The organism is Hyella patelloides LEGE 07179 (assembly GCF_900659865.1).
GTDB lineage: Bacteria > Cyanobacteriota > Cyanobacteriia > Cyanobacteriales > Xenococcaceae > Hyella > Hyella patelloides.
This window is the reverse complement of sequence record NZ_LR213978.1, coordinates 1-12,228: the sequence shown is the minus strand read 5'-3', so window position 1 is coordinate 12,228 and position 12,228 is coordinate 1. Positions and strand designations below refer to the sequence as shown.

Annotated in this window: 8 protein-coding genes and 4 pseudogenes; 4 read left to right on the top strand and 8 right to left on the bottom strand. The window is 37.6% G+C overall.

Annotated features, from left to right (window positions below):
- A partial coding sequence (moeB, locus tag H1P_RS24565; protein WP_144872286.1) for a molybdopterin-synthase adenylyltransferase MoeB occupies positions 1–716 on the bottom strand: 716 nt, incomplete at its 3' end.
- A 500-nt stretch (positions 717–1,216) separates the two neighbouring features.
- Between moeB and H1P_RS24560 the strand changes: the two genes are divergently transcribed.
- The gene (locus H1P_RS24560; protein WP_144872290.1) at positions 1,217–1,438 is read left to right on the top strand and encodes a ferredoxin-thioredoxin reductase variable chain; all 222 of its coding nucleotides are present in this window, start codon (positions 1,217–1,219) and stop codon (positions 1,436–1,438) included.
- A gap of 363 nt (positions 1,439–1,801) precedes the next feature.
- Positions 1,802–2,290, top strand: a complete 489-nt coding sequence (locus H1P_RS24555) for a crossover junction endodeoxyribonuclease RuvC (RefSeq protein WP_144872284.1) — start codon at positions 1,802–1,804, stop codon at positions 2,288–2,290.
- Between the two features lie 103 nt (positions 2,291–2,393).
- On the opposite strand, the gene H1P_RS24550 is transcribed toward H1P_RS24555, so the two are convergent.
- The 5 genes and pseudogenes from H1P_RS24550 to H1P_RS36455 form a co-directional block, all read right to left on the bottom strand.
- Positions 2,394–2,747 (bottom strand): phenylpyruvate tautomerase MIF-related protein, encoded by a 354-nt coding sequence (locus tag H1P_RS24550; RefSeq protein WP_144872282.1) that lies wholly within the window; start codon positions 2,745–2,747, stop codon positions 2,394–2,396.
- A 357-nt stretch (positions 2,748–3,104) separates the two neighbouring features.
- A pseudogene (locus H1P_RS24545) lies at positions 3,105–3,767 on the bottom strand (ribonucleotide-diphosphate reductase subunit beta); the annotation flags it as partial.
- A 73-nt stretch (positions 3,768–3,840) separates the two neighbouring features.
- Positions 3,841–5,637 carry a group II intron reverse transcriptase/maturase gene (gene ltrA, locus H1P_RS24540; protein ID WP_144872280.1) on the bottom strand — a complete coding sequence of 599 codons (1,797 nt, stop codon included), beginning with the start codon at positions 5,635–5,637 and terminating at the stop codon, positions 3,841–3,843.
- A gap of 684 nt (positions 5,638–6,321) precedes the next feature.
- A pseudogene (locus H1P_RS24535) lies at positions 6,322–6,696 on the bottom strand (ribonucleotide-diphosphate reductase subunit beta); the annotation flags it as partial.
- Between the two features lie 177 nt (positions 6,697–6,873).
- The gene (locus tag H1P_RS36455) at positions 6,874–7,035 is read right to left on the bottom strand and encodes a hypothetical protein (RefSeq protein ID WP_186376124.1); all 162 of its coding nucleotides are present in this window, start codon (positions 7,033–7,035) and stop codon (positions 6,874–6,876) included.
- A gap of 51 nt (positions 7,036–7,086) precedes the next feature.
- Between H1P_RS36455 and H1P_RS24530 the strand changes: the two are divergent.
- Positions 7,087–8,359, top strand: a pseudogene (locus tag H1P_RS24530) (IS701 family transposase).
- 313 nt (positions 8,360–8,672) lie between these two features.
- On the opposite strand, the gene H1P_RS24525 reads toward H1P_RS24530, so the two are convergent.
- The gene (locus H1P_RS24525; RefSeq protein ID WP_144872278.1) at positions 8,673–10,217 is read right to left on the bottom strand and encodes a polysaccharide lyase family 7 protein; all 1,545 of its coding nucleotides are present in this window, start codon (positions 10,215–10,217) and stop codon (positions 8,673–8,675) included.
- Between the two features lie 152 nt (positions 10,218–10,369).
- Here H1P_RS24525 and H1P_RS39970 point away from each other — a divergent pair.
- Positions 10,370–10,552 (top strand): annotated as a pseudogene (locus H1P_RS39970) (helix-turn-helix domain-containing protein); the annotation flags it as partial.
- A gap of 244 nt (positions 10,553–10,796) precedes the next feature.
- Here H1P_RS39970 and H1P_RS24515 read toward each other — a convergent pair.
- Positions 10,797–12,228 (bottom strand): sensor histidine kinase (locus tag H1P_RS24515; protein WP_144872276.1); only part of this gene is annotated, 1,432 nt, incomplete at its 5' end.

The window sequence follows — 12,228 nt, the reverse complement described above, 5'->3', positions numbered from 1 at the left end:
ATATCCCAGGCATTGTAGAGCAATAATCTACCACTAAGAGTATTCTCTGCACCCAAGATAATTTTAATGGTTTCAGTGGCTTGAATCGTACCAATAATCCCACATAATGCACCTAAAACACCTCCTTCTGCACAAGAGGGTACCATCCCTGGTGGTGGTGGCTCAGGATAAAGATCGCGATAGTTTGGTCCATCTTGATAATTAAAAACCGTCGCCTGTCCTTCAAAACGGAAAATTGAACCGTAAACATTAGGCTTGTTTAACAGTACACAAGCATCATTGGTTAGGTAACGAGTGGGGAAGTTATCTGTACCATCAACAACAATGTCGTAAGGTTCAATAATTTCTAGCGCGTTAGCTGAAGTTAACGCTGTTTCGTACAGGTCAACCTGACAATAAGGATTAATTCCTAAAATGCGGTTTTTTGCAGATTCGATTTTGGGTTTACCTACCCAATCAGTACCATGAATAATTTGACGTTGTAAATTGGATTGATCGACAATATCAAAATCAACAATACCGATTCTACCAATACCTGCTGCTGCTAGATACATTAATAGGGGTGAACCTAAGCCACCAGTACCAATACAAAGAACACTGGCTGCTTTGAGGCGTTTTTGTCCCTCAAGTCCAACCTCTGGCAATATTATGTGACGGGAGTAAGTTTGATACTCGTCTTTACTGAATTGGATTTCATCCAAGTTGGGATTTAGCATTTTTGTTTTGAACTTTCAAGAATATGCTGGGTGTTCTGAAATTGATAATGAGTAACTATAAATTCAGAACTGATATTTTCCAGACACCATTGATAAGGCGATGCATGGGTTATTTTGTAATTGAGTTTAGTCTTGTGGAATTTATAATTATATAAAAATTTCGTCAGTAATTATCGAAGAAAACTTTAATAACCATAACTTAATCTGACGGGAGGGAATGCGGTCACGGTTAAGAAGCAATCTTGCTCCACGTCCGTCAACAATCGCGCGTCACGCAGGTGGTGCGCTATTCCATTTATCCAAGAGATGGGGACTCCCGTGTTGATGCTCGCTCTAATTTTATCCAGGTGGCTAAGTTTATTTGTTCATTCACAATCAGTAAAAGTAAATCAACCCTGACTTAATTAAACGATGCTTGCTATAAAATTATGGTATTGTGGCAAAATAATGTATCTTAGTTTACAAAAAATAACTCAATTGTGTTACTTGGGTCAATTAATATGAAAATTGGCGATCTCGTTAGGGTCAAAGAATCCGTGATAGTGTACCATCATCCAGAACAAAAAATGCAACCTTTAGATATTAAGGGTATGGAAGGGGAAATAACCAAAGTAATGATAGATTGGCAAGGTAGAGCTATTAGCCCTAATTTGCCTATTTTAGTGAAATTTGAGCAGAAATTTAAAGCGCACTTCCAAGATAATGAATTAGAAATTATTTGAGAGAAAAAATCAGGAAGACAAGGAGAAGAGCTTACAAGGGTATGATTTTGAGATTTAATAGCTGGAATGAGCAAAGGAAATAATAGGTTAATGAGTAATGAGTAATGAGTAATGAGTAATGAGTAATGAGTAATGAGTAATAGGTAACAAGTATCTGTGCAAAATTAATTTAACATTTGGGCAAGTAGCAAGCAAAGGTAATAGTTATCGTTCAGCAATCAACTAATGAGTAACGACGAACGACGAACCGCCGTACAGACCTCTTATTTGAGGGGCTGAATGCGCGAGGTTGCCTCCAAAGTTTACTTGTCCTCGAATGGGGATACGCCCCGTCGCGTCTCTAACCACTAACCACTAACAAAAATGTCACAATCTTGGTTAGGAATCGATCCTGGTCTGGCTATTATAGGCTGGGCTATTTTAGAAGAAGTATCTTGGGGAACGCCATCTTTAATAGATTATGGAACAGTAGAAACCAAAAAAGGATTAACTACCCCAGAAAGATTATTGGAAATAGAACAAGATATTGCAGAATTAGTAAGAGAATTTAAACCCCAAAATATTGCTATTGAAATGCCTTTTTTCAACCGTACCATTAAAGCAGCAGGAGGAGTTTTACAAGCTTTTGGAGTGATTAATTTAGTTTGTTATCGCGAATTAGGAGTTGTCCCTATCTATTTACACCAATCTAGTTGGAAATGTCTGTTAGGTAATGGGAAAGCCGATAAAAAAGAAGTGGCTGCAATGGTACAAGTCTTATTTGATTTAGAAACATTACCCATTGATGATAGTGTAGATGCGATCGCGATCGGTTATGCTGGTTTATCGGGTTTAAGAAATAATATTAGTTGATCTTTGTTAAATTCGTAGGTGGGTGCAATTGCCTATTGGCTCGTTTGCTTGTGGTTAGTGGCTCGTGGTTAATGGTAATTTTCAACTTGCTATTACTTAATAATTAGCCAAAAGTTCCTTTATTCCAACCCCATAGATGTCTTTGAGCATCAGCAAATTCAATATAAACGCGATTAGCAGGAACACCCAATTCTGTTTCAATTTGTTGGCAAAAATCAGCACTCATCGCTTTAGTTTGATCTGGTTTCATAGTGCCAATATTTTTAATTTCTACGAAACAAACAGGGTCTAAAGTACCACCAAAAGTCATAGGAACATCGGACTCAAAAGCAGTCATTACATAAGACTCCGGCTTGCTTAAGTGTTTAGCTAATTTAGCCGATAAGCTCGTTAAAAGACTTTCTACTTTAGCTTTTTCTGGAGTAGCAACTGATGATTGAACTTTAATTAAAGGCATAGTGTTGATATAGAGCTAAAATATGCTGATTGCACAGAAAGCATTTCCTGCCATCAAATTATAGATGATTTTGCTTGTATTATACCTAATCATCTACCACCACCAGCATTCATCTTCAAAACTTGGTATTGCTGAATTGGGATAAGTAGATCAACAAAATTATTTGTATATTGACATCCAGTTATAGATACTTTGCCTATTCTCGATTGCCTTTGTTTGCCCACAGGAGTGCGCCTTCCTTAAAACCTGTAAAAAAGTTTCAGGGAAGTACAATTTTCTTTTGCTTCCCCGATTGCTTCTCTACTAATGACTAAAACTGCTTGTACTTAGACAAGAAATCTACTTTTGTTGTTTAGTTTAGATTTCATCCCAACCACCAACACCAGAAGACATAACATAGCTGGTTACTCCTGCTTCAAAGAAATTAGCTTTAGTATGTCCCGCTTTTTTGGTATCTGAAAATCTTTCTAAATGTTTATAAGGACTCTTTTGATATAACTCATCAGAATACAGAGGTTGTAAACCGATCGCTTTAAGGCGCATATTTGCCAGATACTTTGTATACTGCTCTGTACTCGCGGATGTAATTCCTAAAACATTATCACCGACAATGTGATTTGTCCAACGACATTCATGTTCTACCGCCCGCTCGAACATTTCATAGATTTGTTCTACAGAGTGAGGGAACAGGTGCATTGCTTCTGGTAAGAGCTTTTGATAAAGTCGTACATGGCTCAACTCATCGCGATTAATCATTTTAAAGATATCAGCACTACCTGGCATTAACATCCGAGAAGCCAAATTATAAAAATAAATAAAGCCATTATAGAAATACATCCCTTCTAACAAGTAGTCTGCTAAAAGAGCGATAAAGTAGTTTTCTGCCGTGGGATCATCAATTTGTTTTTGATAAAGTCCAGCAATAAACTCACAACGATCTGCTAAAACATTGTCAGTACGCCAAAATTCATAAACTGCATTTCTGCGATCGCTAGGAATTACTGTCTCGATAATGTATTGTTATCTAAGCCAAAAGGTCGCCCTCTTGACTCGACTTCAGAACGCAGCATGAGACTTTCACCTCACTGCGCTCCTAGCTTACAACAACCGTTGGTTTCTGAGTGGTGTTAGGTTCTTTCCGATCTTGCCGTGATTTTTGATCGTGGCAATGTGCGTGCAACAATTGCAGATTATCATAAGTGTCTTTTCCTCCTTTGCATCTGGGGATCACACGATCTGTTTCCCATATATCTTCAGCCTTGAAGGTTTTGTCGCAGTGTGCGCATTTACCTTTTTGACGTTTGATTAGGGTCAGTTGTCTAAGAGACAGTTCAGGATGACATTGTACTCTTTTTCCCCAATATGCTGTGTTCCCGTCGAATATACTAGCATCGCCTTTAACCTGAATATATCTTTCTTTTTTAGTGTCGTTATGTTTTCTAATACAATATGACCCTATACCAAATAACCATTTAATTTTCGGATTATTATGGTTGAAGAAATATTTTTTAACTACCCATTTCATACCCTTATTGGGATGTCTTCTTTTCGCCCATCTCAGCAACTTTCTAAAAATTAGGCGGTCTAATTTTTCTAATTGCTCAGTTGAACTATAGTATTTATGATAGTTACTAAATCCTCTAATTATGGGATTTAATTTACTAATTAATACTGATTGGGATGCGTTTTTCAGGCTATCAATAACATCAGCAATCTTTCGGTATTGTCTTAGAATTGAATCTTTACTTGGTTGAATCAGTCTTACTAAACCAGTTGCTTTTCCTACCGTATTTTTCTCAGACCTATATGACCCTGTTTCAAAATGTCTTATGTTAAGTCCTAAGAATTTAAATCCTTTCTTAGAGTTAACAATTTGAGTTTTTGCCTCTTTCATTTCTAGACCGATATCTTTAAGGTATTCGTTGATTTCGACCTTGGCTTCTTTAACGATTTCAAGGTCTTTGTGAATTACCACAAAGTCATCGGCATATCTAATGATCGATAGGGTTTTCTTGGTCTTTTTCTGTCCGATAGTACCCCACTTACCTTTGGTGGCATTCCATTCGGGAATACGATATTTCCTTTTGTTCCATAGCCAGTCTTTTAGATGTTCTTCCAGACCGTGTAAGGCTATATTTGCCAGTAAAGGTGATAATACACCACCTTGGGGTGTACCTTGGGTAGTTTTGGAAAATACTTCAGGTTTATTGAACCAGTCAATAGTTCCTGCTTTTAACCAAGCTTTGATTTGTTTCTTAAATTTAGGAGTGGTATCAACCTTATCCAATAGATATTGGTGGTTAATATTGTCAAAACAACCTGCTATGTCAGCATCTAGTACCCATTTATCTATGGACAAAGCGTTATAGATTGCCTTTATTGCGTCATGGCAACTTCTGGCTGGTCTAAATCCGTAAGAATGTGGCTCAGATCGAGCTTCCCATTGAGGTTCGAGGGCAAATTTTAGCAATGCTTGTTTTGCTCTATCTTCCATTACTGGAATACCTAATGGTCTTTTCTCTGTCTTTCCAGGTTTCGGAATCCAAACTCTTCTGGCTGGTTTAGCTTTATTACTAAATTTAAGTTTTAGTGCTAATGCCATCCTATTTTTGTCATTGAGGGATTTAACTCCATCAATTCCTGCTGTTTTTCGTCCTCTGTTATCCTGTGTCACTATTCTTATGGCTAACAGTTTTGCGTACCATGAATTAGTCAGGGTATTTTGAAGCTTTCGCACCGTTCGGATATCACCAACTGTCTCAGCTTTGTAAATCCGTTTTTGTAGCTTAAAAACTATACGTTCAACTTTGACCCAATTAATCTCGTGCCATTGTTGTGTATTGGTTTTTGATTCTGACCTATTAACTTTTAAATTAACGGTATTAGACATTACTACTTACTCCATCTTTACTCTTTGTAAGCCGATTCACGTCAGCATATCTTGAATATTACATTCGAGCATTGGCTTCTTGAATCATCCTTTCTTTCATAATCATGCGGTTTGACACCTACTATATGAATCGACCTCATACAGAGATATATGAAAGGTTACTTCGTTCCTGATTAGTTTTGTTGCGTAACTTTTAGGCTCTACCTATACTCCGATTTCCTATCGAACATCTCATGTGGTGTTTTTCCACATTTGATTATCCCCGCTACCTTTGGATAACCCAGGAAATATGCTTTTTAGCTTGGCGTGCCATCTGTTTTTTCGCCATCAACCGTCACGGAGCTTCATTAGTAGTTCATTTGCATTAGCCATGAGTCACTTCCCTTGCGAGAGCATCATCAACAGCGATGATTTACTCGCGTTTCCAACCCGCTTTAAGCTTTGATAGTCATTCTCTACTTAGGGTTGGGGAGTCACACTGGATGTCTCAGTGGACTGGAATTGTCATTAAAAGAAGAGTCCCGTATATAGAATCTTTTTCTTCTGTTGACTCACCAGTAAACTAATCAAGTTGTCAAGGTTTTATTATGTCTTAAGAATCCGAATGATTCTTTGTAACTTTTTATTAACCTTGCCAGCCGTCTCCTGAGTGTAGAAAACTCAGTTTAGGCTGAACGGAGTCGCACGGTAGCTTTGATTATGCATCCCTTCTTGGGCGATTTGCTCAGCAATGCACAAACTGACTTCAGGCGCAGTGATACAACTTTTGAGATGAGGAAGATTGCAGGTTTGTATCGAATCAAGAAAGGTAAGATAGCTTAAAATTCCATCATAAGCATGGCGTTCTTCGGCGGTCAGATTCCAGTAATCTGTGACATCTTGAGTAAGATCGAGTTTTTGGGGGATCCAAAAATTTTCACGCATTTGCTGATACAAGCCAATCGCCCATGAATAACGGACATCATTGAGTTGCATTAAGTTCGTGGTGTTACCAAACCAGATGGAACGATTTTCTATTGTGTCGTCACCACTGGGGTTAAAAATGGGATTAGGTCGCATATTATCTGCTGATTATTAGCACGAGTCTTTATATTACTTCATCATTAATTTTAGCAACTACACCACAGATGGGGGTTGCTTTGCTTACCTTACACTATAGTAGTACAAAGGGTCTGAATCGTTAGGTAGTGATTTCTCTGGCGATCGCTATTAATGCCGTCGACAAGTCCTGGTAAACTACCAGCAAATATTATAGTCGTTCCAATTAATTTCCTTACGTTCATTGATATCCCACCCAGCGATCGCAGATAAACTACCATCGGGACTAATAGCGATCGCTTGTGGTTGAGTATTAACCTCTACCTGGACTTTAGGAATTAAAGCAAGAATATCAGCCATAATCCTGATATAGTAATATTTATACTTGAATACTTGCTCGTCACCTCTATAATCAAAGAAACAACCCTGTCGGCGATGCCACCATGTTTTGAGAAATGGTGCGCTAAATTTGATGATTTATGGCAAAATCAAGGTCAAAAAAAGGGATTTCGTTATTATTTAGCTGGATTACTGGGAGAAAGTAAACGCAAAAACATTGCTCAAATGACCGATAATATTATCGGTTCTTCATAGAGTAATGTTCATCATTTTATGAGTAAATCTAAATGGTCAGCATCAAAGATAAATGAGCGTCGATTGCAACTGATGAATAAGTGTAATCAAACTAGAATTAGGAATGGTTTTGCTCTGATAATTGATGACTCGGGACACAGGAAAAGTGGAAACTTTACATCAGGAGTAGGACGACAATAAATGGCGCGAAATTGGCAAAATTGATAATGGAATAGTGATAGTTACAACTCATTTGTATGATGGAGTAAGAAGTCTTCCTCTAGACGTTGAATTATATCAACACGCTGATTATTTACCCGAAGGAAAAGAGGATAAAGATTTTGTCAAAAAACCTGATATAGCTTTAAAATTAGTCAATCAAACGCTTAAAAGAAAATATCGTCCAGGAATTGTTTTAATCGATGGAGGTTATGGGAATAATTCTACTTTCTTGAAGGAACTAGAGTCTCTAAAACTCAATTATATCGGTGGTTTAGCCAAAAATCGTCTGGCTACTGTTATTAATCCACAAACAGAAGAAAAACAATCAGAAAAAAGGTTAGATGAAATAATATTATCCTTGCTATCAGAAGATTGGATAGCTGTTACTTTAGAACTTGAGCGACCGAAAACTGTTTGGGTAGCTACAATTTGCGCCGAAATTAATGGTCTTGAAGCTAAAAGAAACATAGCAATCGTCATGAATGCTAGTTCTGTATCTGAAGCTACTGAAATAGATTATTTAATTACTAATAAACAAGGCGATCGAGTAACAGGAGAATGGATAGTTCAAACATTTTCAAACAGAAATTATATTGAAAAGTTTTATAGAGAAGCTAAAGGTTGGTTAGGCTTAAAAGAGTACCAAGTGAGAAAGAAGGAAAGTTTAATTCGTCATTTTATTTTAGTATTTACTGCTTATACTTTCATTGTTTATCAGCAATTAATGGGCGGACTAAGAAAACGTTATGCTAATAAATCGTTAACAACTTTTGCTGGAACTTTAGAAGCCTTTTTAACTGGTATTTCTGACAATTTCTTGGGCTGGCTACAAAATAACATGGAAGTTTTTGCTGAACATAAAGCTAGTCGAGGATTTATCTGGGGCTAAAATCAGGTAGAAATATTATTCTATCTAGATTTCAATTCCTACTATTCACTTTTTTCCTAAAGTCCAGGTACTTGCTTCCCAAAGTTCTACTGCTTTGTAAGTATCGTGAGACTCTACAGAAGATTCAACTTGCTTAAATCCATCAAAATATTTTCCTGATACACCATCTAAGTCAGAAGGCGTTGGTGACTGCGTAATGCTTTTGATGCAAGTATCTACAAAAAAATAATGTTTTAACGATCTGATTTCTTGATTAGCATTCTCTATTCAACAACGCCCAAAAATGGATTGCATTCTTAGTTTTTTTGACAATCTAGCTCGCGGATGGTGAGTAGCTATTATGTTGATTCTCAAGACCATAAAAGGTAGCCTGAGCATAATCAGTGGACTTACCCGTATTGTTCTGGTTGTAGACACCTGCTTTAAAGTACATATATTGATCGCCATCATCGTAGCCACTGTCACTCATATCAACTGACTGAACAACATCTAATTTTCCAGGACGCATAATGGTTACCGTCAGCATATTACCTTCAACGTCAATGTCGTAGCTAAACTTCTCGTCAAAAGCAATACCATCTGAAGGATTCGATGCACTAGAAGACCGACTTCCAATCAGTTCATAATACTGTTCATCCCCTGTTCTTGGCTCATGGGCAATGTAGATAGAACCTTTCGAGTTGTCAGGTAACTTACGATAGTAAAGACGCAAAGGCTCATCATCATTTGCATGAATCTGACCCAGAATAACTCGACCTACTTGGTTACTGTCGCCAGTTGTGGTCACGTGATTAACTGCTAATGTTGCCGTTAATTGACCATCAACACCGCCCGCAGCTTTTTGTGCTGAGGAAGGCGCGCTGCTCAATACCCAGTTGTTTTCGCCGATACCAGTCGTTGAATCACTAGTGTCACCTCGACGCAACATTTCCCGCAACTCAGTTCGCGTATATTTTGTGTTCTGAGATGTTGTAGAACCAGCAACGGGCGATCTGAACACCATGCCACCATCCTCATCCGTGAAGAAGTAATCGCTATCTTCAAAACCATCAGATAGTTGTGATTCTTTGATCTCATCAGCTTTCCCATCCTTGTTGGCATCAACAGGAAGAGTTAGTTTCCAATCAAGGAGGTCAAAATTACCTGATGGTGCGACATCAGGATTCAAAGATGATGGAGAAGGAGTTGGATTTGGTGCAGTTTCCTCAGATAAACGCACCCAGTTGAGATTAAACTCACCGCTTAGAACTTGTACTCTTACAGTATGGTTGCCAGCACTTATTGAACCTAAAGAAGTTGTTAGACTTTGCCAATTTTGCCATCCACCAGTGTTTTCTACAGAAAATGTGCCTAGTCTCTCGCCATCAATTTCCAGATTAAACGTACCACCATTTTTAGGAGACGCTATTCGAGCTTCAGCTTGATAATTTGTTGTTGAAGGGATATTAACAGAATATTCTAGCCATTCACCATTTGCGATCCAACCTACGTTATGACCACCGCCAATATCTCTAGTGCTTTGAATATCGACATCATCATCGCGATATTGGCTACCTAAATTACCTGATGTTGTATCAGAAAAGTTAGTGTAGTCTTCAGCCTGCACCAGAATCTGCGTCGCCGAAGCTTCATTTGGGAAAACCCTCGAACCACTAATCGAATCACCAAATTCATCACTGGAGGTAGCATTAAATTCAGTAGTCTGCAATAAATTTAGTTCCTTAGTACTAGTTTCCGATTCTAATAATGCTAATTCTGAATTACTTTTTTCGATTCCATTGATTAAGTCGCTGGAATTAAAAGTATCAAAAATAGAGCTATTAAGCTGCTCGTCAAAAACAGTTTCTTTCTCTTCCATTAATCTAAGTGGTTAACTTACTATGTTTAGAATAGGATAAAAAAGTAAAAAATGAGATATTCATGAGATTTATTCGAGAACTAACTTCAGAAAATATTAAGCGTCTAAAGCGAATAAGTAGAGAAAGTAAATATTATTAAGTTAGAAACAGAGCCAAATGTCTTATTTTAAGTTATCAAGGATTATTAATTAAGCAGTTAAGGGAAATATTTGGGGTAAGTCGAAAAACTATATATAACTGGTTTACCAAGGGGGAAGATGAAAAAGTAGTTGGATTATATAATAATCAGGGAAGAGGAAGAAAGCCCAAGTTAAATGATGAACAGAAAAAATAGGTAAAGGCTTGGGCAAAAAAAGAGCCGAAGGCACTGTTGAGAGTAGTGGAAAAAGCCAAAAAAGAGTGGGGCATAGCTATAAGTAAAGAAACCGTAAAAAGAGTTATAAAAAAGCTGGAAATGAGATGGAAAAGAATAAAAAGAGGTTAAGTAAATAATTTCATGGCAACACTATGTAACAGCAATCGTAGTCGGGAAGTTTTCAAATTAATCTGATATTGCCACAGGGGATTACAACAAATTTTTAATTGAAGGAACGCAAGAAATTCTCTAACAAATCAATTTGACAAGTTTCTGCAAGATGACGTACTTGTTCGGTGAAAGAAGTTAATTCGGGGTGAGATTTTTCTAGATTATTAGCTCGATCTAATACACCACGAATGTTTCCCATTACTGATAGTTGCTGAAGCAGATTTAATTCTGCTGTGGTTGGAATGGGGATATTTACTAACTCATCTTGGGTAATAGTAATGGTTTTGGGAGCAACATCTTCGGTTGCAGCTTTTGTACCGTTGCTATTAGTTAAATTGGCTAGATCGAGATCGAACCAAAAAATGCTTCCTTTTCCTAGGGTGCTTTGTACTTGAATTTCGCTATCCATTTGACGGACAATATTTTGACTGATGGTTAAGCCTAATCCTGTTCCTTCCGTTTGCAAATTACGATCGTGCAGTGACTCACTGGAGGCGATCTCGCCTAATTGTTGAAATGGTAAGAAAATATCGGCAATTTGGGAAGATGATATACCGACTCCTGTATCCTCAATCTGAAAGCGAATTTTCTGATTGTTGATTTTTGGATCGCAACGCGCCTCGTCAACGGCGAGATCGCTTGAAAAGTCTTGGCTATAACCTACTCTAAAGTTGACACTACCATTTTTAGTGAATTTGATGGCGTTACTCAGAAGGTTTAATAATACTTGTCTTAAGCGAGTTTCATCACAAAAGATTTTGGTGGGTAAAGAAGAGATAATTTGATAGTTGAGTTTGATGCTTTGTTGTATTGCACGAATACGGATTATTTCGACAAGATTATCTAGAAAAGTGCCAAAATCAAATTCTGTTGGCTGTAATTCGAGTTTTCCTGCTTCAATCTTTGCTAAAGAAAGAATGTCATCGATTAAGGTGTGTAGGTGTTTTCCTGATTGATAGATTAGATTGAGATTATTATTTTGTTGTTCTTCGATATCGAGAGTTCGACGCAGCATTTCCGCAGAACCAAGAATGGCATTGAGAGGGGTTCTTAATTCGTGATTCATATTGGCAATAAAGGCTGTTTTTGCTCTATTTGCGGTTTCGGCTGCTTCTTTGGCTTGTTGTAGCTGTTGGGATTGGTTGCGAATTTGGGCGAATAATTCTACTTGCTGAATAGTGACACCTAACTGAATTGCTACTTGGGTTAAGAGACGAATTTCTTCTGGTTGCCATTGACGGGGGTTACTATTTTGATAAACACTAAGTAAACCCCATAAGCAGTCGCTCTGAAAGATGGGAATTACACAGCAGGCTTTGCTTTGAAATTGTTCTAACAAGTTAATATGACAGTCACTTAAACCTGCTTGATATATATCGTCGGCGGTAAATACTTCTTCTAAAGCGCAGATACCTCCTTTGGTTTTTTGGATATGGGTATCGATCCAAACTTTTTGGTTGTTAGCTTCTACTAACTTAATCCAA

What these genes read in the sequence shown, in the direction of transcription:
- H1P_RS24560 (WP_144872290.1), top strand. Translation starts at nt 1,217, where the DNA reads ATGAAAATTGGCGATCTCGTTAGGGTCAAAGAATCCGTGATAGTGTAC.
- H1P_RS24555 (WP_144872284.1), top strand. Translation starts at nt 1,802, where the DNA reads ATGTCACAATCTTGGTTAGGAATCGATCCTGGTCTGGCTATTATAGGC.
- H1P_RS24550 (WP_144872282.1), bottom strand. Translation starts at nt 2,747, where the DNA reads ATGCCTTTAATTAAAGTTCAATCATCAGTTGCTACTCCAGAAAAAGCT.
- ltrA (WP_144872280.1), bottom strand. Translation starts at nt 5,637, where the DNA reads ATGTCTAATACCGTTAATTTAAAAGTTAATAGGTCAGAATCAAAAACC.
- H1P_RS36455 (WP_186376124.1), bottom strand. Translation starts at nt 7,035, where the DNA reads ATGGCTGATATTCTTGCTTTAATTCCTAAAGTCCAGGTAGAGGTTAAT.
- H1P_RS24525 (WP_144872278.1), bottom strand. Translation starts at nt 10,217, where the DNA reads ATGGAAGAGAAAGAAACTGTTTTTGACGAGCAGCTTAATAGCTCTATT.